A 22448-nucleotide genomic window follows, 5' to 3' on the forward strand; every position below is an offset into this window, starting at 1 on the left:
AGACTTAGGTAACTTAGTCTATTTTCATTTTTTTAGTATTCGTCGTCCCTGAACCCGAATTCTTTCAGATGGCCCGGTTTGTTGCGCCAATCTTTCTGCACTTTGACCCACAGTTCAAGGAATACTTTCGAGCCAAGCAACATTTCGATATCATGTCTTGCATTCGTTCCGATTTCTTTCAGCAAAGCGCCTTTTTTACCGATGACGATACCTTTTTGGGAATCACGATCAACGACGATTGTCGCCATGACATTGACCATTTCACGTCCTTCCTCCCGTTCAATCTTCTCGATGACAACTGCAATGGAGTGCGGTATTTCCTCTCTTGTCAGATGCAATACCTTCTCACGGATTAATTCAGAAATGATGAATCGCTCCGGATGATCCGTCACTTGGTCGTCGGGATAATATTTAGGTCCTTCCGGCAAGTACTTCGTCATAGTTTCTAGAAGCCGCTCCACATTATTACCGTTTAGCGCTGAAATCGGCACAATTTCAGCAAAGTTGTACTCTGATGTATAAGAAGTGATGATTTTAAATAATTCATCCGGATGTACCAGATCAATTTTATTGATGATTAGAAAAACAGGTGTCTTGGAATTTTCGAGCAGTTCAATGATGAAACGATCTCCCCGTCCGATTGCTTCGTCCGCATTCACCATGAACATGATGATATCTACCTCTTTCAACGTATTGCGGGCAGATTTCACCATAAAATCACCTAGCTTGTGCTTCGGTTTATGGATTCCTGGGGTATCGATGAAAATAATTTGGGATTCGTCCGTCGTAACTACCCCTTGGACCTTATTTCGTGTTGTCTGTGGTTTGTCACTCATTATTGCAATTTTCTGCCCCACTACATGATTTAGAAATGTTGATTTGCCGACGTTGGGACGCCCGATGATGGAGATGAAACCCGATTTGAATGCTTTATTGTTTTGCTGCATATGAAAGGTCCTCCTTGGAGAATGCACCTGGCAGCAATTTCGCAACCGTGGTTTCTTCTACATCCCCTTTTAAGTTCGTTAAGTAGACTGGCATCGAGCCAGCGCAAAACTCTGCAATCACTTGTCTGCATGCGCCACACGGGGAAATAGGCCCTTCCGTATCTCCTACTATAGCCAATGCTTTAAATGTGTATATGCCCTCGGAAACCGCTTTAAAAAACGCAGTCCGTTCTGCACAGTTTGTCATACTGTAGGCCGAGTTTTCAATATTGCAACCGTGATAGATTGTTCCGTCTTCAGCCAGTAGCGCAGCCCCGACCGGAAATTTCGAATATGGAACATATGCTTTCTCACGTGCTTTTTTCGATTCATTCAATAATTTTTCTATATCCATAGGAACACCTCTTCAATTTAATTAAACCATTTCGGGAAAAATAATAGTAGCCCGATAATTGCACTTGCGATTGCAAAAATCAATACCGCGCCCGCAGCAAGGTCTTTCGCCTGTTTTGCGAGCAGATGTTGTTTATCGGTAATGAGATCGACAACGCGTTCAATCGCGGAATTCATCAGTTCAAGTGCGAGCATCCCGCTGATCAGAAGGATGACAATAAACCATTCGTATTGTGAAAGGCCCGTTATGCCCCCCGCAGAAATGACCAGGATTGCGGCTGCCAAATGAAATTTAACATGACGTTCTGCTAGTATACCATGACGGATTCCATTCCAAGCATAGACGAAGGATTGAATGAATTTCCGCATAGGTGTATCACCTCTCAAGTCCGAACGAAGCGAGAATCTCCTTTTGCCTACCGAACATTTCCGCTTCATCATCTTCCGTCATATGATCATATCCCAAAAGATGAAGGAAGCCATGCAAAGCAAGAAAACCGATTTCCCGAGTGAAATCGTGCCCGTATTCCTTTGCTTGCCGCTCAGCTGTTTCAACTGATATAAGTATATCACCTAATACGGTTGGCATGCCCTCTACAGGGACAATTGCCACTTCGCCTTCCGTAATTTCTTCAAGTGCAAATGAAATGACATCCGTCGGTACATTCTTTCCCCGATACTCTGCATTCACTTCTTGAATATTCTGGTCGGTCATGAATGTAACAGATACTTCCCCTTCACCTGTCAATTCCTCTTCAATGGAAGCGTGGCTTAATAGTTTCCTAATCATGTCCTCGGTTTGTTCATCCACTTTATTCGTTTCATCTTCAAAATAAATTTCCAGCATCCTTAGTAACTCCTTTCATTTTCACTTCGGATATTCAATCCGGTTATGGAATATGCCATTCAACGTTTCACAGATTACACTTTCTGCTGTCTTCAATTCTTTCATGGATAGATCACATTCATCGAATTGTCCATCGTTTAATTTATCATTAACAATAGAACGAACGAGTTCAGCAATTTTTTGGGGGGTCGGTTCTTTCATGGACCTTACAGCCGCCTCAACACTATCCGCTATTGAAATGATTGCGATTTCTTTCGTTTGCGGTTTAGGCCCGGCGTAACGGAATTCCTCTTCTTTTATATCTTCCCCTGATTTCTTTGCTTTAATATAAAAATATTTCAATGTGCTCGTCCCATGATGTTGACGAGCGATATCAACTATTTCAACGGGCATTTTATGCTTTTCCAGTAGTTTTGCACCATCTTCTGCATGGGCGATGATAATGTCCCTGCTTTTTTCCGGCGGCAAAGCATCATGAGGGTTTTGCCCCGCATGCTGGTTCTCTATGAAGAAGCCAGGTCTTAATGTCTTTCCGATATCATGGTAGTAACAGCCGACCCTTGCCAGGAGCCCATTTGCTCCAATCGATTCGCACGCTGCGTCGGCGAGGTTTGCGACCATCACACTATGATGATAAGTACCCGGTGTTTCGATCAGCACTTTTTTCATTAACGGATGGTTGGGATTCGATAATTCAATAAGGCGCATGTCTGACAATAATCCATATGCAGACTCAAAAAATGGCATGAGTCCGATAGTCAGTGCTCCCGACAGAATACCTGAAACAATTGCCGCTATCATATAATACACTAATTCTGTCAAAGCGTAAGACGATTGAGTCATCAATAGATAAAAAGCGATGAACATCATATTCGAAAGTGACACCCCTAAACTAGTCCGTAAGATATTCGAACGCCTTCCACCATTGCCAAGTAAGTATAGGCTGACTATGCCGCCGAAAAGTATGTACAATGCAACTTCCATTTGAATGATAGCCGCATAACCTTCCTGAAGAATTATTCCTGCAGTTGCCGCAGTGATGATTGTCGTCATTATGGCAAGCCGCTCGTTTGTCAAAAGCTTAATAAGCATCGGAGCGAGCGCGGTCGGAAATAGGAAAGCCAAAAGAACATCGAAATCTTTCTCAATAAGGGATAACAGTTTCATCATAATGACCAACAGGAAATAGACGGACAATACAATCAGCAATGCTTTTTTCTTGACGACCCTATTTTCTCTCCATGATAGAAAATGCATATAGATGATAGCTCCTACGAACAGGACAAATATAGAAAGGCCTGCCAGCGGTTTCATGGAGGACTGGTTCGACAATACACCCGCAAGCTCCAATTGCCTAAATACTTCTTTGTCTATGACCTGCCCTTCGCGGACGATCACCTGTCCTTGCAAGATGCGGGTAGGCTCCACGGTTTCCTTTGCCCGTTCGATCCGCGCATTCGTCGCTTCCTCATTGACAGACTCCGTCTCAACGACAAGCGATCTGCTAAGCGTTGTCAGAGTTTGTAACACAGATGCCGGCAACGATTCGGTAAGCCGAATCTTCCGTTCCACTTCATATCGGACAGTTGATAAATCGGCAGTTCTAACCGGTTTTGATAATTCCTCACCCATTATACTGACAAGAACTTTCTGCATTTCCAATAAATCTTCAGTTTTTTGGGATAAAAGACTGGAAATCGCATCATCACTTAGCCGCAGATTGGGCTCTTCCTTTTCCAAATTGGCCAATTTACTGCGCATTTCAGCAACTTGTTCCTTTACAGTCTTAACAGGCACTTCCGATTCTGTCTGATCGGGCTCATTTATATTTTTCACTTCGATAAGAAAGTCGAACAACGATGTTGCGATTGCCTGCCTGTTTCTTGCGATATCTTCAGAAAATACATAGGCAGGCCCTACTTCTTGGGCAGCGCGTTCCCTCTCTTGTTCAGTTTTCACTGTATCCTCGACCGTTTTCAGGGAACGTATGGTGTCCGGCGATATTTGAAATTCTTCTAGTTCAAAGGTTTCTTGTTTCACACTTCCATACATGAAGGTAAAAAGGAGCACAGTGGACACTCCGATTAGGAATAGCGATAGGTAATTGAACTTAAGCGATTTAAAAAGCTTCCTGATTGTCTGGAACATCAGAATCTCTCCCCCTGCTACTCTATAACTATATTCAGAGCAGCGATGATACTAAAGAAAAAGCAGTCACTTTCTATGACTGCTCCTTTTCATATGCTTCAATTATTTTTGCAACGAGCGGATGTCTGACAACATCGCCCTGTTCCAAGTATTGAAAGTGGATGTCCCCAACCTTTTTAAGGATTGACTCGGCAACCATTAAACCGGATTCTGTTCCTCTAGGCAAGTCGATTTGTGTCTGGTCGCCATTGATAACCATTTTCGATCCGAAACCGAGACGAGTTAAAAACATTTTCATTTGTGCCTTCGTCGTATTCTGCGCTTCGTCGAGGATGATGAAAGCATCATCAAGTGTACGTCCCCTCATATAGGCAAGCGGTGCAATTTCAATAACTCCCCGTTCCATAAGCCGATCTGTCTGTTCAGCTCCCAGGACGTCGTGGAGTGCATCGTATAGCGGGCGTAAGTATGGGTCGACCTTTTCCTTCAAGTCGCCTGGGAGGAAGCCCAGACTCTCTCCAGCTTCAACTGCGGGCCGTGTCAGTATAATTCGTTTCGCGGAACCAGTTTTCATCGCAAGAACAGCAAGTACAACCGCTAAGTACGTTTTCCCCGTCCCCGCAGGTCCTATACAGAATACCAGATCTTTAGTACGAATCGCATTGACATATTCACGTTGGCCAATCGTCTTCGCACGAATGGCTTTTCCCTTCATATTCCTAGAAATCTCTTCATCATATAGCTCTGCAAAATATTCGATTGTACCGCTTTTCACCATCTCAAGTGCAGTTGAGACGTCACGTTGATTGATATTGATGCCTTTACGAATCACTTTCAGTAACTGTTCCAAAAGCACTTTAGCTGAATTCCTATTATCCTCTTCACCATTGATGGAAATCGTTTCGCCCCTTGTTAATACCGATACGCTCAATTCCTCTTCAATCAATTTCATATTCTGGTCAGAAATCCCGAGAAGCATTACCGCTTCGTTAGGGTCTTCCACATGTAATTGAATCATTTGTTCATCCAATAGGCTCAGTCTCCTTGGGAATCAGTCTTTTGACGGCAATATTGTCATTGATCAGAAACAATATAGTCCCACTAACTTTATCATTATCGAATGTCACGTGTAAAACTTTTTCATCTTTAATTATCGCTTTTGAAAAAGATTCCGACAATAATTTGTTTTTCAGCAATGGTATCAGGACTGTTTCTTCCATTCCTTTCTTCAATACAAACTGTCCTGCCGTTTCTTTCATATACCTTTCCGTCTTGACTAAAGATTGCGGCGACCACTTATCCTCACCATTTTGATTCCAAGGAAGGTTAAAGGAATATTCTACTATTTCCTCACCTTGCAACTGGAAATCGATTTTCTTTGGCAGGGTGAAAGTATACTCGACCCAATAATCTGCATATACGGCTCCGTCCGCGCCGACTACCGTTGTTTTCCCTCCTTGTTCAAGTACTCCTGTAGCAAGCAAGTCCCCTTTTTTGACAGTTTGATGAATACGACTGATCCTCTCCCCCTTTTTTAATTCAAAACGGGTAATAACTCCCCCCGTACGCGCTACGAGATTCGATGCGGGTTCTTCCTTATCGATTATGTTATTTGTCAAAGGTGACAGCATCGGAATGACCGTCAGCGATGTCCCGACCCTTTTGAACCTTACCCACGATAAAGCTGGATCATCAAGCATAAGCGTACGGCGAATTTCCCCCTCGTCTTGAATTAATGCTAAAGGCCTTAATGGAACGATCGAACTTTTTTCAAGTTTCCTTTCTATCCTGTCTACGACTTCAGGCATATCCGATTCGACATCCACTGTCCATAAGAAAAAGGATGCCGCAAACGGAATGAAGCACGCAATAAGGAATCGGCTGGAAGTAAAAAAGTTTACAGAACCCGATTCAAGATCCGCAACTTTGATTACCACTTTTAACCGATAGTGCCTTCTATTTCGACGGATAGCACGAAGCCCATTACGATCCGTCCGAAAACGGGCCACACCGTCCACGACGGATAACGAAGTTATTTTCGTCTTAATTGTTACTAACTTTGTAAGCAATCCTGCCAGATCACCGTCACCTGAGATTTTGACTGCATACCGTTTATGCATCATAAATCGCTTCCTTGTTTACATCCGTTGTCACACTTAACGCGGTAATTGCAGTGAATGTTAAAACAGCCACTTCCTCTGATAACGTTTCAACTGTCAAATCGGTACCTGATGCTTCGATTCTATACTCTCCGCTGGCAATGATTGCAAAATCGGGGCCAAGTTTCAGCAACGCATAAGGACCATTAATACGTAAGGAAGTGAATTCTTCAATTGTAACTGATGACACGGTATTGAATAATTTTCTCAAAATATAAAACCCCCTATCCACATCGTATGATTCGGACAGGGGGTCAATGCTTATCTTTTTGATTTTGGCGGACCAAATATTTCGGAGAAGACGATACCTTTCAGTAGATCTTCTTGATTTTTGGGCATTAAATCAGTTTTTTCTATAGCGGATACAGGTTGACGTTTGCCTCCATGTGCTGTCAATCTTCCACTATGGCGATTGACTGATGAATCAGGTCGTTCGATATGACGATTTCCTGATGAATCAGCGCGTTCTTTTCTTTCAACACTGGCTCTGGCAGGTTGTGGTGCTGCAGGTGCTGGTTGAACCGTTGCCTGTGGTAGCTGTTGTTGACGTTGCAGTTGGCGGCTTGGCGGTTCTGTATCCCCGCCTTGCATTTCTTTCTGCAGTTCGCGATACAGCTCTTTTGACATCTCTTTTAATTTACTGGCCGGGTTGTCCGGAACGCGGCCTGTTGCCGTGAATGGCTTTGGCTGCGGTCCTTTCGCGGGTTCCTTTTTCTTCCCTTTACCGTTGAATAGAACTCCGGCAACTAGCGAGATGATCAGTAAGATGAGTCCACTATCCATTCATCGCATCCCCTTTCCGGGAATCTGTTTCCGTTGCTTCAGTCTTTTGTAGGTTCAGTTTTATCGTTCTTTCCATACTTACTGATGGAGTCACGCATTCCTGTATCTGCTTGGACATTTTTAAAGTTCATGTAATCCATGATTCCCATGTTACCTGAACGAAGTGCTTCTGCCATCGCAAGTGGAACTTCCGCTTCCGCTTCAACAACTTTCGCTCTCATTTCTTCAACTTTCGCTCTCATTTCCTGCTCATTTGCAACAGCCATTGCACGGCGTTCTTCCGCTTTTGCCTGTGCGATGTTTTTATCTGCCATAGCTTGTTCAGTTTGCAGTTCCGCACCGATGTTCTTACCGATATCAACGTCTGCGATATCAATGGACAGGATTTCGAAAGCCGTACCTGAATCGAGTCCTTTCGCCAAGACAGTCTGAGAGATCATATCCGGATTTTCTAGAACTTTTGCGTGGTCAATGGACGAACCGATTGTTGAAATGATACCTTCGCCGACACGTGCTACAATTGTCTCTTCACCAGCACCACCGACAAGACGGTCGATATTTGCACGTACAGTAATACGCGCTTTTGCTTTTACTTCAATCCCGTTCATTGCAACACCGGCGATGAATGGTGTTTCAATGACTTTTGGATTTACAGACATTTGAACTGCTTCTAATACGTCACGACCTGCAAGATCGATCGCCGCCGCACGTTCAAATGATAGTTCGATGTTTGCACGATGTGCAGCAATCAGGGCGTTAACGACGCGGTCAACGTTTCCTCCTGCTAGATAATGACTTTCAAGCTGGTTAATTGCAACATCTAGTCCAGCTTTGTGCGCTTTAATGAGCGGGTTGACAATCCGGCTCGGGATAACTCGACGAAGACGCATACCGATCAATGTAAAGATACTTACTCTTACTCCTGCCGCCATGGCGGAAATCCACAGCATTACAGGGACGAGTGTGAAAAATACGGACAATATGATTATTGCTACTACTACGATTGCTACCATACCTATTAAACCTGCTGAACCTGCGATTGCTGGCATTATTCATTCTCCCCTTTCTCTATTGATTCCCTCACTACAATCCGGGAACCTTCAACCTTTACAATGATAACACTTATTCCTTTAGCAATGTAGCTTCCTTCGGAAACGACATCGATTCGTTCGCCGTCAAGCTCGATTGCCCCCGACGGTCTCAGTGCAGTGGAAGTTTTGGCAACGCGTCCAAGCAGTTCCACTCTATTCACATTCGAAACATAGCCGCTTTGCGTATCAGTCGTATCCATCAGCACGACTTTATTGAGCAGATGCAGTTTTTTACCAAAGAACTTCATAATAATCACCATCCCCGTAATGGCGATAGCAACCGCGATAAGGACAGAAATCGCCATATACATCGGATTGCCGCCCGCCATAATAATACTTCCAATAATTGCGAGCGATCCAATGACACCTGCTATACCATGTGGCAAGAAGATTTCCGCAACGACTAGAACCGCGCCCAAAAGGAACAAAATAATCGTTTCGTAACCTGCAAACCCGGCAATCAGGTGTCCGTAGAAGAATAAAACTAATGAGCTGGCAGCCATAGTTCCTGCAACTCCAAATCCCGGGGAGTATAATTCCAATACAAATCCCAGTCCTGCAATTGATAATAAAATCGGTACGACAACAGGATGCGTGATGAACCGTGCAATACTCTCCGAAAATGTTTCATTTGTTGAAATGATTTCCGTATTTTCAAGTCCTGTTTCTTTTAGCAACTCCTTGAGAGATGTCACTGTTCCTTCACTGTATTCGACTTTCTTTGCCTCATCAGCAGTGAGTGTCAGTAAATCACCTACACCAGCCCGATAGTCGGAAAGATCGATTTTAGGATTTGCCATGGCTTCAGCATATAACGGGTTACGTTTTGAAGACTTCGCCGCATTTCTCATACTTGCAACCCACGCACTATGGGCTTTGACATCCGCTGCGTTTCCAGATGAATCAATCACCTGAGCTGCACCGATTAGGCCATTTGGAGACATGTAGATTTCATCTGCATGAAGTGCCAAATAAGCGCCTGCCGATAAAGCATTATCATTGATGTAAGCGATTACCTTCAAATCCGTTTCATCCATTAGCTTGGCAATTTTTCCGGCTGCATCGGTAAATCCTCCAGGTGTGTCTATTTCCAGTATGATCGCTTTCGCTCCTGCTTTTTCAGCTTCCGAGAATGATCGTTGCAAAAAAGCGTATAATCCTTTCTCAACAACATCTTCAATTGGGACTTTATATACTTTCGCAGTAGCCGCCTGACTATCTAAAAGCGGAAAAGCGAACGCAGATACGAATAAAATGAACAGAAGAACTCTTCCTATCATTTTATGCATAATATTTTTCACCTCTCTCTATATATTCTAGTATATCTCTATATACGTTCCAAATGCATAGAAGTTTCATTTTCCCTGAAACTTTTTATCTTCCTTCACAATACAAATAAACCGGAAAATCCATAACGGATTTTCCGGTTTACCAAATTTTAAATTCAAAACAAGGTCGAACTCATCATTGCAGGAAATCAGAATTTACGTTTCCTTGCAGCTTCAGATTTCTTTTTACGTTTTTCACTCGGCTTATCATAATACTCGCGCTTTCTTACCTCTTGTATTGTTCCACTTTTGGATACAGTACGTTTGAAGCGGCGAAGAGCATCTTCAAGCGATTCGTTTTTACGAACAACAGTTTTCGACATATCTCTTGTCCCTCCCTCCAAACACACTTCTTGTACATGACCAAGTGCCATGTACTCATAAATTATACCGCGAAATAAACAATAGGTCAATATAAAACTTTCAAATTAATAATCGGAGTCGGATTCAAGGCCTTGCATGATCTTAACGCCTGAACTTGCACCGATTCTTGTCGCTCCCGCATCAATCATTTTTTTCATATCATCTAGACTTCGGACACCGCCCGACGCTTTGACGCCCGTTTTAGGTCCTACAACCGCCCTCATAAGCTTGACGTCTTGTTCTGTGGCACCGCCGGTTGAGAAACCAGTCGACGTTTTCACAAAATCTGCTCCTGCTAGGACCGAGAGTTCACATGCTTTCCTTTTCTCCTTCTCAGTGAGAAGAGATGTTTCGATAATTACTTTGACGATCGCTTTCCCTTTTGCTGCATTTACAACTGATTCAATGTCATTTTTCACGATTTCATCATCACCGCTACGTAGCGCACCGATATTGATCACCATATCAATTTCAGTCGCTCCATTTGTAATCGCGTCGGCAGTTTCAAACGCTTTTACTTCGGATGTTGATGCTCCAAGTGGAAACCCAATAACTGTACATACTTTTACTGGTGATCCTTCAAGTGCAAATGCTGCTGTTTTTACCCATGTCGGGTTTACACAGACAGAGGCAAACGTGTATTTACGGGCTTCTTCACATAATGTCTGAATTTCCGTCTTTTTTGCGTCAGCTTTCAATAATGTATGATCAATATAAGTTGCAAAATTTGTATTCAAATGAATACCTCCTCGAGTTGTCCGTACTTCTCATATCATATCAAGAACCATTCATTTCTGCACCAAAAAAGCTGTTCCTTCCTAAAATGGATAAGAACAGCTTTTAAAGAATAAAAATTATACGGGTTGTGTTTCTTCCTCTATAACGCGAACAAATTGCCCTTCGTTATATGGGTAGCCCGCTTTCACCACTTTCACACGAATGATTTTACCGACCATAGACTCTTCAGCAGGGAATACGAGTTTCAAATAATTATCCGAGTAGCCTTCATACAAACCGCTGTTGGGATCAAGCTTATATTTTTCTTCCGGAATGACTTCGAGTACCTCATTTTCGAAAGTGGACGCATATTGCTTCGCCAGCTGATCATTCAATTCAATCAAACGGTGAACGCGTTCATTTTTCACATCTTCAGGAACCTGATCTTCCATTCTTGCGGCAGGGGTACCTGTCCGTTTTGAATAAGGGAAAACATGAAGTTCGGAGAATTTATAATCACGGATAAAGTTATATGTTTCCATGAACTCCTCTTCCGTTTCGCCTGGGAAGCCTACGATAACATCTGAAGTGATCGCTAGTTGCGGTAGCGCTTCACGAAGCCTGTCCAGACGTTCTCCGAAAAATTCCATTGTGTACTTACGGCGCATTCGTTTCAAGACTGTGTTTGAACCAGACTGTATCGGTATATGCAGATGACGGACGATGGTCGATGAATGACGAAGAACATCAATTACTTCATCAGTCAGTTGGCTCGCTTCAATTGAACTGATGCGGAGTCGTTTGAGCCCTTTCACTTGGGTTTCAAGGTCACGTAGCAATCGTGCCAGATTGTAATCTTTCAAATCTTCACCGTATCCGCCTGTATGAATACCAGTCAAAACAATTTCCAAATATCCCGCATCAACAAGCTGTTGCGCTTGATGGATGACTTCCTGTGGATCACGTGAACGCATAAGTCCCCGCGCCCACGGAATGATGCAAAATGTACAGAAGTTATTGCATCCTTCCTGAATTTTGAGGGACGCGCGCGTGCGGTCCGTAAATGCAGGAACATCCAGTTCTTCATAAACCCTGTTTTTCATGATGTTGCGGACAGCGTTGATCGGCTGACGTTCTGTACGGTACTCATCAATGAGCCCAATCAGTTTCGACCGGTCTTGTGTTCCGACAACAATATCAACCCCTGGAATCGCCATGATTTCAGCAGGAGACGTCTGTGCATAACAACCTGTAACGCAAATGACAGCGTCCGGATTTTTCCGGACTGCACGACGGATGACTTGCCGGCTTTTCTTATCACCGGTATTCGTCACTGTACATGTATTAATGACGTAAACATCAGAGTTCTTTTCGAAATCCCCGCGGTCATATCCGGCTTGTTTGAATAGTTGCCAGATTGCCTCGGTTTCGTAATGATTCACTTTGCAGCCCAACGTATGGAAAGCGACCGTTGACATCAGCTGCTCACCTCTTTCACTCAAATTCGTAAGACATTGCGGACAATAAATACAATGGTGCTGTTTCTGTCCGCAATATACGCGGACCTAATGCTATCGGAAGAAATCCTTCTGTTCGAAGTGTTTCGGCTTCATTCCTGGACAATCCGCCTTCAGGTCCGAATACAACAAGCACCGTTTGTTCATGATATACGTTTTTCAGACGGTCTGCAATTTTGTTCGGATCTCCACTTTTTGCGTCTTCTTCATCAGCAAAAAGAAGAACATCAAATTTTCTCGATTCAACAATCAATTGCCGAAATGATAATGGAGTACCGACCATTGGAATAACAGTGCGATGGCATTGTTCTGCAGCTTCTTTGGCAATTTTACGAAGCCGTTCGACTTTTTTATCGCCTTTTCTTTCATCCCACTTTACAATGGACCTTTCAGCTTGAAATGGCAGGATCCCTACCATGCCGAGTTCGGTCCCTTTTTGAACGATTAAATCGAGTTTATCGCCTTTAGGGAGACCGCAAGCAACCGTAACTTCTACAGGCATTTCGTTGGCCCGAAGACGCTCTTCTTTGCGTCTGACAACGACGCCGTCAGACAAAACTTCTATAATTGTGGAAACGAAAGCTTCTTGGTCAGTAACAGCGATGATATCATCACCGACATTCATCCGCATGACACGAACGATGTGCTTGCCGTCATCTCCCGTTATTGTTGCGGTTCCTTTTTCACCAAAAGAAGATTGTAGAAAATAGCGTTGCAAACTATTACACGCCCCTTTTCCGAGCGATGATAGCAACCCAGTCTTCCATAAGGATTGACTCGATAATCTCAAAACCTTTGCTGACAAGATCATCTTTTACGAGATCGCGCTTCTGTCCGATGATTCCCGAAACGATGAACAACCCATCTTCCGGTAAAATGGTATATGCATCTTGGGAAAAGGACATGATAACTTCTGCAAGGATGTTTGCGATGATAATATCGGCCGGCACCTTTACAGAGTCCAATAGGTTGCCATGCGTAACCTCTACTATTTCTTCAACATTGTTCAATTTGATATTTTCTTTAGCTGCTACAACTGCAACTTGATCCAAATCGAGTGCTTGAACACGGGAAGCGCCCAGTAGCGCTGCTCCAATTGACAACACACCTGAACCCGTACCAACATCGACAACAGTATCGCCCGGCTCGACGTATTTTTCTAGCGCTTGTAAACACATGACTGTTGTTGGATGCGTGCCCGTTCCAAACGCCATGCCCGGATCAAGTTCAATGATCAATTCATCAGATTCGACAGGAGCATAGTCTTCCCAGGTCGGGACGATCGTAAAGCGGCCGGAAATTTTGACGGGATGATAGTATTTCTTCCATGCAGTCGCCCAATCTTCTTCATCGACTTCATTCGTTTGGATGGCATTTCCCCCGACATTCAACCCGAATTCAGACAAGCCTTCAATTGACTGACCAATGTCTTTCACAGTTTCTATAAGAAAACTATTTACGGGTAAATATGCTTTTAAGATAACGCCGTCTGCTGGAAAATCGTTTTTGTCGAGCGCCCATATTTCACCGTATCGATCCTCGTGGAGGCGATCGGGCTCTGCCGAATCTTCGATAACAACTCCGCTTGCGCCCGCTTCATGTAATATATTCGCTACTGCTTCAGTTGCTTCATGTGTCGTATGAATGGAAATTTCCGACCACTTCAATGAATTCATCCCTTTCAGTCGCCTTTGATTGACCGTTTGATTTTATCGAACAGTGAACTTGAGTACTCGTCCAGCGCATCTCCGCTGATTGCTGCAAATTCACGCATCAATTCTTTCTGTTTTTCCGTCATCTTTTTAGGCGTCAGCACTTTCACTACTACATGCTGATCTCCGATTCCCCGACCATGGACGTTTTTAACGCCTTTGCCTTTCAATCGGAAGCGTGTTCCTGTTTGTGTTCCGGCAGGGATTTTCAAGTTCACATTGCCTTGCACGGTCGGTACTTCGATTTCATCTCCGAGTGAAGCCTGCGGGAATGAAAGACTGAGTTCCAAATAGATATCATCTTCTTCACGGATGAATTTCTCATGCGGTTTCACACGGAATACGATATACAAATCGCCCGCCGGTCCTCCGTTGTGACCCGGTTCACCCTGGCCAGATACACGAAGTTGTTGACCATCGTCGACACCTTCAGGTATTGTCACTTTGATTTTCTTTCTTATCGTTACTCTGCCTGCACCATGACAAGTTGAACATTTTTCAGGAATTATTTTACCAGTTCCATGACAATGTGGACATGCCCTGCGATTGACCATCTGACCAAGCGGCGTGTTTTGAGTGACGCTGATTTGTCCGGAACCGCTACAATGGGTACATGTTTTAGGTGTCGTTCCTTTTTTGGCGCCCGAACCATCACAAGTCTCACATGTTTCTTCTTTTGGAATTTCAACTTCCGTTTCCTTCCCGAAAACAGCCTCCATGAAATCAATGTTCATCGAGTATTGTAAGTCATCCCCTTTTCTCGGGGCATTCGGATCACGTCGACGGGTATTCCCTCCGAAAAACGTACTGAATATATCATCAAAACCAAAGCCATCAGCACCGCCTCCACCGCCGAAACCACCAAATCCTTGGGTCGGATCAGTATGGCCGAATTGGTCATAATTCGCCTTTTTCGAGTCGTCGCTCAGCACTTCATACGCTTCGGTCACTTCTTTGAATTTCTCAACTGCATCATCCGCTTTGTTCAAGTCCGGATGGTATTTTTTTGAAAGCGAACGATATGCTTTTCTAATTTCATCCTTAGATGCAGATTTTGACAATCCCAATACATCATAATAATCTCTTTTACTCATTATTTCACTCTCCCGAAATACTTTGGATATCGTCTATTGTATCATTAATAACTGAAAAGCGTAAGCGCCTGGTCAGCCTCAAAAAGCGCTGGAAGTCTTGAAAGTAAAGGCGCTCTTTGGCTTTATCTTCAAGACTGAAGCGACTCGAGAGGCTAGGCGCTGAAGTCTAGATCGCACAAAAAAATCGGAAAAGCCAAAGCCGGAATATCGGACTTTGACTTTTCCGTCAACAATTACTTTTATTTATTAACTTTGTCGTCAACCTCTTCAAAATCAGCGTCAACTACGCTATCGTCTTGAGGTTCGCCAGCGCCTTCAGCTGCTTCAGCTGCGGCTTGTTCATACAATTTCATAGACATCTGTTGGACGATTTCATCCAATTTTTCTTTTTTCGTGCGAATAGCATCAAAGTCGCCGGCTTCAAGTGCGGCTTTCAGCTCTTCCTTAGCTTCTTCTACACTTTTCACTTCTTCTTCGGAAACTTTTCCTTCAAGATCTTTCAAAGTCTTTTCAGCCATGAATACGAGTTGGTCCGCCTCGTTTTTCAAGTCAGCTTCTTCTTTACGCTTTTGGTCAGCTTCAGCATTTGCTTCTGCATCTTTCACCATGCGTTCGATTTCGTCATCAGATAGACCAGAACTTGCTTGGATTGTGATGTTTTGTTCTTTTTGAGTTCCAAGATCCTTGGCTTTAACTGTTACAATACCGTTTTTATCGATATCGAATGTAACTTCGATTTGCGGAACGCCGCGCGGTGCCGGCGGAATATCCGTCAATTGGAAACGGCCAAGCGTTTTGTTGTCCGCAGACATCGGACGTTCCCCTTGTAATACGTGGATGTCAACTGCAGGCTGGCTATCAGCCGCTGTTGAGAATACTTGTGATTTGCTTGTCGGGATTGTCGTGTTACGTTCGATTAGTTTCGTAAAGACGTTACCCATCGTTTCAATACCGAGTGAAAGAGGTGTTACATCTAAGAGAACTACGTCCGTTACGTCTCCGCTCAAAATGGACCCTTGAACAGCTGCGCCAAGTGCAACCACCTCATCCGGGTTAACGCCTTTATATGGTTCTTTCCCTGTTTCCTTCTTGATCGCTTCTTGTACGGAAGGAATACGAGTCGATCCGCCGACAAGAATTACTTTATCGATCTCGGATGCCGCCAGGCCTGCATCTTTCAATGCCTGACGTGTAGGTACCATTGAACGTTCAACAAGGTGAGCAGTCAATTCATCGAATTTTCCACGAGATAGTGATATTTCTAGGTGAAGTGGACCTGCCTCGCCTGCTGTGATGAATGGAAGCGAAATTTGTGAAGTTGTTACACCTGATAGATCTTTTTTCGCTTTCTCTGCAGCGTCTTTCAAACGTTGCATCGCCATTTTGTCTTTCGACAAATCAATTCCGTTGTCTTTCTTGAATTCTTGAACAAGGAAGTCGATGATGACATCGTCAAAATCATCGCCGCCAAGTTTATTATCTCCAGCAGTTGATTTAACTTGGAATACTCCGTCACCAAGTTCAAGGATTGAAACGTCGAACGTACCGCCGCCAAGGTCATAAACAAGAATTGTTTCATCGTCATCTGTTTTATCAAGACCATATGCAAGTGCTGCAGCAGTCGGCTCGTTGATGATACGTTCTACTTCAAGTCCCGCAATTTTACCAGCATCCTGTGTTGCTTGACGTTGTGCATCGCTGAAGTAAGCAGGAACTGTAATAACCGCTTTCGTCACTTTTTCACCCAGGTACTCTTCTGCATAGCCTTTCAAGTACTGAAGAATCATTGCAGAAACTTCTTGTGGCGTATATTCTTTGTCTTCAGCTTTTACTTTAAAATCTGTTCCCATATGTCTTTTAACTGACATGATTGTGTTTGGGTTCGTGATTGATTGGCGTTTCGCAACTTCTCCGACTTGACGTTCGCCGTTTTTAAATGCTACGACGGATGGCGTTGTACGGTTACCTTCCGGATTTGGAATAACTTTCGGCTCTCCGCCTTCATAAATTGCTACCACTGAGTTTGTTGTCCCTAAGTCAATACCGATAATTTTGCTCATAATAAAATTCCTCCTATTAAAAATGCTTATTATGTAAGTTGAAATAATGAACTCCATTACCCCGCCGCGGCGCTAGAAGCCTTAGCTCAGTTTATACAAAGGTTTCAATACTTCAACTTAACTAGTTCTTTATTCGTTCACTTTAACCATCGCTGGTCGAAGGACACGATCTTTCAACATATAGCCTGCTTGCATTTCTTCAAGTACGATGCCCGATGGTTTATCCTCATCTTTACCTGTCATGATCGCCTGATGGAAATTCGGATCAAATTCCTGATCTAGTGCTTTGATTTCGACAAGTCCTTCATCTTCAAGGGCTTGAACGAAAGTACGATAGATCATATCTAGTCCCGTCAACATTGTTTGCGCCTCTTCGGTTTTCGTTTCGACAGTAAGTGCCCGCGCAAAGTTATCAAGAACCGGAATCAGATTCGTCACGACGTTTTGGGCGCGATATTTTTGCAGCGCTTCTTTATCAAGAGAGGCTCTTCTTTTGAAATTTTCATAATCCGCAAGAAGTCTGAGGCGTTTGTTCTCTTCCTCTTGCAGCTTTTCTGTCAGTTCTTGCACAATAGTGTCATTCCCGTTCTCAACGATTTCAATCTCTTCAACTTTTTCATCAGAATCGATTGTTTCGTTTGCTTCTTCGGAAGCTTCCACTACAGTTTTGCCGTTCTCTTCTACTTCATCATTTACATTCGTCATTGGTCGTTCCTCCCTGCTGTTCCGCCGCCTATTGTCAGCCTAGCCAATTCTCTGGACAAATCACTACTCATTAAATCGAGCATCGTGATGACTCTTGCATAGTCCATCCGTTTGGGTCCGATGATTGCGATGGAACCCGTCATATTGTCGCCGGCTGAATATGTCGCTGTAATCACACTACAATCTTCCATCGCATTGTGATTGTTTTCAGAACCGATGCGGACATGAATACCTGTCATACCTTCCTGGAAAAACGTCATAGCCGGAACACCTTTGTCCATCAGTTCAAAAAATGTTTTCATCTTATGGATATCATTGAATTCAGGTTGTTTCATCATATTCATCTTACCGCCAAAAAACAGGCGTTCCTCCGGTTCGATTGAAATCGCCCGTTGGAATGATGCGAATAAGTCGCCCGCATGATGGATATGACGCTCCAATACTGTTTTCGATTCCTCAACGAGCATCTTTTGGAGATTGACGAGCGGTGTGCCGATGAGCCGTTCGTTCAAGATGTTCACCATTTTTTCAATATCTGATGAGGTGAATCCCTCCGGTACGTTGAAGAGCCTATTCTCAACACGGCCATTGTCTGTGACAATGATTGCAACAGCCGTTTTCTGATCCAATGGAACAACTGAAAAACGTTTTACTGCATGCAATGATGTATCGGGACCGAGTAGAATCGATGTGTAATTCGTTAAATCGGAAAGTATTGTCGCCGATTTGCGTATTAACTCTTCGGTTTCCACTACTTTTTCCCGAAAAATCGAGCGTAAGTGAATACTGTCCTCCGTGTTGAGCTTTTCTGTCGTTAATAGATGGTCGACATAAAATCGATACCCTTTTTCGGATGGTATTCTGCCGGATGAAGTATGGGTCTTCTCAAGATAACCCATCTCCTCAAGGTCAGCCATTTCATTCCTTATTGTTGCTGGACTGAATGGGGCTTCCGGCTTTTTGGATAGCTGCCTCGATCCGACGGGTTGTGCGGACTCGATGAAATCGTCAACCGTCAGTTGCAATATAAGCAATTGTCTGTTCGTCAACATAATCATCACTCCTGTTAGCACTCCGTGACTTCGAGTGCTAATACTACTGATAATTTAACAAATACAAATCGGCATGTCAACGAATAGACTCTACATTATTTAAGAAATTGTTGGAATACGTCGTTTCCTCTGTAAACGCCCCGTTGCGTCAACTTCAACGCATCATCCAACCGTTCAACCAGTCCATTTTGAATTAATGATTGCAAAGTTTCGCCGTAAACATCGTCGATTGATTTTCCAAACTTGATTTGGAATGAAGAAACGGATACGCCATCAGTTTTACGGAGCCCAAGAAACATCTCTTCTTCCATCGCTTCTGTTTCCGTTACTACATGTGTCTGTTGGAGCGGTCGTTCTCCCGACATTGTTTTCTCCATATATTTTGTAATCGGCCCGATGTTGGAGTACCTCGTTCCACTTATATACCCGTGTGCGCCAGCACCAACACCTGCGTATGTGGCATTTTCCCAATAGAGGAGATTATGGATCGACTCGCTACCCGGAATTGCAAAATTACTAATTTCGTAGCGCTGCCGTCCTCTACGCTCCATATGATCAATAAGCATCGTGAACATTTCTGTTTCGATATCCTCACCAGGCAGCGGCAATTTGCCTTTATTCATCAAGTTGTAAAAGACGGTTTTCGGTTCAACTATGAGCGAGTATCCTGAATAATGAGGGAGATCAAGCGCAGTCGCCTGTACAAGAGTGTCATGCCATTGAGCGATTGTTTGACCCGGCAACCCATAAATCAAGTCGATGCTTATATTGTCGAATCCTGCTTTTCTCGCTTCACCAACAACGCGCGCAGCATCATCTGCTCCATGCGTTCTGCCAATTTTTTTCAAAAGATCCGCGTCAAATGACTGGACACCAATACTCAACCTGTCCACACCGCCATTTTTCAGAACGGTCAATTTACCGTATGTCAGTTCATCCGGATTTGCTTCCGTCGAGAACTCTTTCAATGAACTCACATCTACATATTCATGGATAATCTCTAGCAGCCGCTCAAGTTGGTTTTCGGACAGTGAAGTCGGTGTACCGCCTCCTAAGAAAACCGTCTCAACTTCTTTGAATGAAACGCCTTCCTGCCGCATGATGGCCAGCTCTTGACCCATCGATTCTATATATTCATCGACCGGCTGGTTTTTAAAAAACACTTTATTGAAATCGCAGTAATGACAAATTTGATGGCAAAACGGGATGTGGATATACATACCCCTCATTCCGTCACTTCCTTCCTTAACTATTTATAAGCGCAAGCAAGCGCCCGTTCAGATGCGATAGAGTCCAGACACGGAAAAAAGAGGGCTTGAAGCCCCCTTTTTCTTCGTTTATTAATTATTCCTCGTCCATCTTCAAGACAGCCATGAACGCTTCTTGCGGCACTTCTACCGACCCTACTTGTTTCATACGCTTTTTACCTTCTTTTTGTTTATCAAGCAATTTACGTTTACGGGAGATATCTCCGCCGTAACATTTGGCGAGGACGTTTTTCCCCATCGATTTGATTGTGGAACGTGCAACAATCTTTTGTCCGATCGCTGCCTGTACAGGCACTTCAAATTGTTGTCTCGGGATTAATTTCCGTAACTTTTCAACAATCGCTTTCCCGCGGTCATACGAAAAGTCTTTATGGACGATGAAACTGAATGCGTCAACTTGCTCCCCATTTAGGAGGATGTCCATTTTAACGAGTTTCGATTGTTTATAGCCAATTAGTTCATAGTCGAGTGAGGCATACCCTTTCGTACTTGACTTCAACTGATCAAAGAAATCATAAACGATTTCAGCAAGCGGCAATTCATAGATGATGTTGACACGGGTTGAATCCAGATAATCCATCGTCATGAAGTTTCCGCGTTTTTGTTGACACAATTCCATTACGGACCCGACATACTCGTTCGGCACCATAATGGATGCTTTTACATACGGCTCCTCGACATAATCGACTTTCTGCGCGTCCGGCATCATAGCAGGGTTGTCCACTTTCAATTCGGTACCATCCGTCAGGACGACGTTATAAATAACACTCGGCGCCGTTGTAATCAGGTCAATATTAAATTCGCGCTCAATTCTTTCCTGAATAATTTCCATATGCAGCAGTCCAAGGAATCCACAACGGTAACCGAAACCGAGTGCCTGTGATGTTTCCGGCTCGTATTCAAGTGCTGAATCATTCAATTCAAGTTTTTCCAATGCATCGCGAAGATCATTGTATTTGGACGTATCAATCGGATACAATCCGCAGAACACCATCGGATTCATCCGGCGGTATCCAGGCAACGGTTCACTCGCCGGATTTGTCACGGTCGTAATCGTATCTCCGACCCGTGTATCTCCGACATTTTTTATGGAGGCGGATAAATAGCCGACATCTCCGACAGTCAATTCTTCTCTCGGTGATATTTTCGGTGTGAAGACACCGATTTCAAGAACTTCAAACTCTTTGCCAGTCGCCATCATATGAATCTTATCGCCCGGCTTAACTGAGCCTTGCATGATTCGGATGTTGACGATAACACCTTTATACGGATCATAATGAGAATCGAAAATCAACGCTTGGAGCGGAGCATCCGGATCCCCTTGCGGAGCGGGAACTTTCTCGACAATCTGTTCCAGTATATCTTCAATTCCAATTCCCGCTTTTGCGGATGCAAGTACCGCTTCAGAAGCATCCAATCCGATAACGTCTTCTACTTCTTTTCTCACACGTTCCGGATCAGCAGCGGGCAAATCGATTTTGTTGATGACCGGCAATATTTCAAGATCATTATCAAGTGCCAAATAAACGTTTGCCAGCGTCTGCGCTTCAATACCTTGAGCCGCATCGACGACAAGGATTGCACCTTCGCAGGCCGCAAGACTTCGGGACACTTCATATGTAAAGTCGACGTGCCCAGGCGTATCGATTAGGTGGAATGTGTACTCCTGCCCGTCCTTCGCCGAATACGTCAGCTGTACTGCATTCAATTTAATGGTAATACCGCGTTCGCGTTCAAGATCCATGGAATCCAATGTCTGGGTTTTCATTTCCCTTGATGTCAATGTTTGGGTCTGTTCTAAAATCCGATCCGCCAATGTTGATTTCCCATGATCGATATGGGCGATGATGGAAAAATTTCGAATGTTTTTTTGGCGTGCCGCTCTCTGTTCATGATTCATATCAGTTCACTCCTATTTTAACTAAATAAATTATAGCAGATATCCGTCCATCTTGTTATATATTTATGTTAAAACCTTTGTATACCAGGCTTTATAATGACTCTACTTAAACTGATTTCGTACTAATCTATAAAAAGAACAATAAAAACCCTTTTTTTATCAAAGTACCGAAAAAATATCACGGCACCCTCATTCTTAATACCAAGCTAAATGGAATTAGTTGTATAGTAGTAAATAGTATTCTTATCAAGAATTACCGTTATTAATCGATAAATTTTTAGTTTAACCGGATTATATGGTACCCTTTCCCACTAATAAAACATATACATACAAGGAATGGCTTCAAATTAGAAATGAGGATCCT

22 protein-coding genes are annotated in these 22448 nt (G+C 43.5%); all 22 read right to left on the reverse strand.

The annotated features are described in order from the left end of the window. Nucleotides 1-32 precede the first annotated feature (32 nt). Entirely contained in the window at nucleotides 33-947 is a 915-nt protein-coding gene (gene era / locus HDC33_RS08345) for a GTPase Era (protein ID WP_179391994.1), read from the reverse strand. Beyond that, a complete protein-coding gene (locus HDC33_RS08350; protein ID WP_179391995.1) occupies nucleotides 931-1341 on the reverse strand; it encodes a cytidine deaminase in 411 nt (136 codons plus the stop codon). Before HDC33_RS08350 ends, era begins: the two co-directional genes overlap by 17 nt. A 17-nt stretch (nucleotides 1342-1358) precedes the next feature. After that, nucleotides 1359-1709, reverse strand: coding sequence for a diacylglycerol kinase family protein (locus HDC33_RS08355; RefSeq protein ID WP_179391996.1), 351 nt, complete (start codon nucleotides 1707-1709; stop codon nucleotides 1359-1361). A gap of 7 nt (nucleotides 1710-1716) precedes the next feature. Continuing rightward, nucleotides 1717-2187: an rRNA maturation RNase YbeY gene (gene ybeY / locus HDC33_RS08360; protein WP_179391997.1), complete on the reverse strand. Its 471-nt coding sequence runs from the start codon at nucleotides 2185-2187 to the stop codon at nucleotides 1717-1719. Nucleotides 2188-2208: 21 nt separating this feature from the next. Further along, nucleotides 2209-4335 carry an HD family phosphohydrolase gene (locus HDC33_RS08365; RefSeq protein WP_179391998.1) on the reverse strand — a complete coding sequence of 709 codons (2127 nt, stop codon included), beginning with the start codon at nucleotides 4333-4335 and terminating at the stop codon, nucleotides 2209-2211. Between the two features lie 73 nt (nucleotides 4336-4408). Continuing rightward, nucleotides 4409-5353, reverse strand: coding sequence for a PhoH family protein (locus HDC33_RS08370; protein ID WP_370457460.1), 945 nt, complete (start codon nucleotides 5351-5353; stop codon nucleotides 4409-4411). A 4-nt stretch (nucleotides 5354-5357) separates the two neighbouring features. Next, a complete protein-coding gene (locus HDC33_RS08375; RefSeq protein ID WP_179392000.1) occupies nucleotides 5358-6458 on the reverse strand; it encodes a sporulation protein YqfD in 1101 nt (366 codons plus the stop codon). Further along, nucleotides 6448-6705: a hypothetical protein gene (locus HDC33_RS08380; protein ID WP_179392001.1), complete on the reverse strand. Its 258-nt coding sequence runs from the start codon at nucleotides 6703-6705 to the stop codon at nucleotides 6448-6450. The genes HDC33_RS08375 and HDC33_RS08380 overlap by 11 nt, the downstream gene beginning before the upstream one ends. Nucleotides 6706-6755: 50 nt before the next feature. Continuing rightward, nucleotides 6756-7277 carry a hypothetical protein gene (locus tag HDC33_RS08385; protein WP_179392002.1) on the reverse strand — a complete coding sequence of 174 codons (522 nt, stop codon included), beginning with the start codon at nucleotides 7275-7277 and terminating at the stop codon, nucleotides 6756-6758. Nucleotides 7278-7315: 38 nt separating this feature from the next. Further along, a complete protein-coding gene (gene floA / locus HDC33_RS08390) occupies nucleotides 7316-8326 on the reverse strand; it encodes a flotillin-like protein FloA (protein WP_370457426.1) in 1011 nt (336 codons plus the stop codon). Continuing rightward, entirely contained in the window at nucleotides 8326-9657 is a 1332-nt protein-coding gene (locus tag HDC33_RS08395) for an NfeD family protein (RefSeq protein ID WP_179392003.1), read from the reverse strand. The genes floA and HDC33_RS08395 overlap by 1 nt, the downstream gene beginning before the upstream one ends. 188 nt (nucleotides 9658-9845) lie before the next feature. Continuing rightward, complete coding sequence (rpsU, locus tag HDC33_RS08400) at nucleotides 9846-10019, reverse strand: 30S ribosomal protein S21 (RefSeq protein ID WP_179392004.1); 174 nt, start codon at nucleotides 10017-10019, stop codon at nucleotides 9846-9848. Between the two features lie 105 nt (nucleotides 10020-10124). After that, nucleotides 10125-10796: a deoxyribose-phosphate aldolase gene (gene deoC / locus HDC33_RS08405; RefSeq protein ID WP_179392005.1), complete on the reverse strand. Its 672-nt coding sequence runs from the start codon at nucleotides 10794-10796 to the stop codon at nucleotides 10125-10127. A 117-nt stretch (nucleotides 10797-10913) separates the two neighbouring features. Beyond that, entirely contained in the window at nucleotides 10914-12254 is a 1341-nt protein-coding gene (gene mtaB / locus HDC33_RS08410) for a tRNA (N(6)-L-threonylcarbamoyladenosine(37)-C(2))-methylthiotransferase MtaB (protein WP_179392006.1), read from the reverse strand. Nucleotides 12255-12270: 16 nt separating this feature from the next. Beyond that, nucleotides 12271-13011, reverse strand: coding sequence for a 16S rRNA (uracil(1498)-N(3))-methyltransferase (locus tag HDC33_RS08415; RefSeq protein ID WP_179392007.1), 741 nt, complete (start codon nucleotides 13009-13011; stop codon nucleotides 12271-12273). Between the two features lie 4 nt (nucleotides 13012-13015). Further along, the gene (gene prmA, locus HDC33_RS08420) at nucleotides 13016-13960 is read right to left on the reverse strand and encodes a 50S ribosomal protein L11 methyltransferase (RefSeq protein ID WP_179392692.1); all 945 of its coding nucleotides are present in this window, start codon (nucleotides 13958-13960) and stop codon (nucleotides 13016-13018) included. Between the two features lie 14 nt (nucleotides 13961-13974). Further along, nucleotides 13975-15099 (reverse strand): molecular chaperone DnaJ, encoded by a 1125-nt coding sequence (gene dnaJ, locus HDC33_RS08425; RefSeq protein WP_179392008.1) that lies wholly within the window; start codon nucleotides 15097-15099, stop codon nucleotides 13975-13977. A gap of 239 nt (nucleotides 15100-15338) precedes the next feature. Further along, nucleotides 15339-17159 carry a molecular chaperone DnaK gene (dnaK, locus tag HDC33_RS08430; RefSeq protein WP_179392009.1) on the reverse strand — a complete coding sequence of 607 codons (1821 nt, stop codon included), beginning with the start codon at nucleotides 17157-17159 and terminating at the stop codon, nucleotides 15339-15341. Nucleotides 17160-17288: 129 nt separating this feature from the next. Next, nucleotides 17289-17864, reverse strand: a complete 576-nt coding sequence (grpE, locus tag HDC33_RS08435; protein WP_179392010.1) for a nucleotide exchange factor GrpE — start codon at nucleotides 17862-17864, stop codon at nucleotides 17289-17291. Beyond that, nucleotides 17861-18916, reverse strand: a complete 1056-nt coding sequence (hrcA, locus tag HDC33_RS08440; RefSeq protein WP_179392011.1) for a heat-inducible transcriptional repressor HrcA — start codon at nucleotides 18914-18916, stop codon at nucleotides 17861-17863. The genes grpE and hrcA overlap by 4 nt, the downstream gene beginning before the upstream one ends. A 95-nt stretch (nucleotides 18917-19011) precedes the next feature. After that, nucleotides 19012-20145: a radical SAM family heme chaperone HemW gene (hemW, locus tag HDC33_RS08445; protein ID WP_179392012.1), complete on the reverse strand. Its 1134-nt coding sequence runs from the start codon at nucleotides 20143-20145 to the stop codon at nucleotides 19012-19014. Nucleotides 20146-20260: 115 nt separating this feature from the next. Beyond that, nucleotides 20261-22084, reverse strand: coding sequence for a translation elongation factor 4 (gene lepA / locus HDC33_RS08450; protein WP_179392013.1), 1824 nt, complete (start codon nucleotides 22082-22084; stop codon nucleotides 20261-20263). Nucleotides 22085-22448: the final 364 nt, after the last annotated feature.

The sequence above is a fragment of the Sporosarcina sp. JAI121 genome, from assembly GCF_013408665.1.
Classification (GTDB): domain Bacteria; phylum Bacillota; class Bacilli; order Bacillales_A; family Planococcaceae; genus Sporosarcina.

Coding starts and splice junctions, on each gene's coding strand:
- HDC33_RS08355 (WP_179391996.1), bottom strand. CDS start 1,709: ATGCGGAAATTCATTCAATCCTTCGTCTATGCTTGGAATGGAATCCGT.
- HDC33_RS08395 (WP_179392003.1), bottom strand. CDS start 9,657: ATGCATAAAATGATAGGAAGAGTTCTTCTGTTCATTTTATTCGTATCT.
- dnaJ (WP_179392008.1), bottom strand. CDS start 15,099: ATGAGTAAAAGAGATTATTATGATGTATTGGGATTGTCAAAATCTGCA.
- grpE (WP_179392010.1), bottom strand. CDS start 17,864: ATGACGAATGTAAATGATGAAGTAGAAGAGAACGGCAAAACTGTAGTG.
- era (WP_179391994.1), bottom strand. CDS start 947: ATGCAGCAAAACAATAAAGCATTCAAATCGGGTTTCATCTCCATCATC.
- HDC33_RS08370 (WP_370457460.1), bottom strand. CDS start 5,353: ATGATTCAATTACATGTGGAAGACCCTAACGAAGCGGTAATGCTTCTC.
- HDC33_RS08350 (WP_179391995.1), bottom strand. CDS start 1,341: ATGGATATAGAAAAATTATTGAATGAATCGAAAAAAGCACGTGAGAAA.
- HDC33_RS08385 (WP_179392002.1), bottom strand. CDS start 7,277: ATGGATAGTGGACTCATCTTACTGATCATCTCGCTAGTTGCCGGAGTT.
- HDC33_RS08365 (WP_179391998.1), bottom strand. CDS start 4,335: ATGTTCCAGACAATCAGGAAGCTTTTTAAATCGCTTAAGTTCAATTAC.
- ybeY (WP_179391997.1), bottom strand. CDS start 2,187: ATGCTGGAAATTTATTTTGAAGATGAAACGAATAAAGTGGATGAACAA.
- dnaK (WP_179392009.1), bottom strand. CDS start 17,159: ATGAGCAAAATTATCGGTATTGACTTAGGGACAACAAACTCAGTGGTA.
- floA (WP_370457426.1), bottom strand. CDS start 8,326: ATGCCAGCAATCGCAGGTTCAGCAGGTTTAATAGGTATGGTAGCAATC.
- rpsU (WP_179392004.1), bottom strand. CDS start 10,019: ATGTCGAAAACTGTTGTTCGTAAAAACGAATCGCTTGAAGATGCTCTT.
- hrcA (WP_179392011.1), bottom strand. CDS start 18,916: ATGTTGACGAACAGACAATTGCTTATATTGCAACTGACGGTTGACGAT.
- mtaB (WP_179392006.1), bottom strand. CDS start 12,254: ATGTCAACGGTCGCTTTCCATACGTTGGGCTGCAAAGTGAATCATTAC.
- hemW (WP_179392012.1), bottom strand. CDS start 20,145: ATGAGGGGTATGTATATCCACATCCCGTTTTGCCATCAAATTTGTCAT.
- lepA (WP_179392013.1), bottom strand. CDS start 22,084: ATGAATCATGAACAGAGAGCGGCACGCCAAAAAAACATTCGAAATTTT.
- HDC33_RS08375 (WP_179392000.1), bottom strand. CDS start 6,458: ATGATGCATAAACGGTATGCAGTCAAAATCTCAGGTGACGGTGATCTG.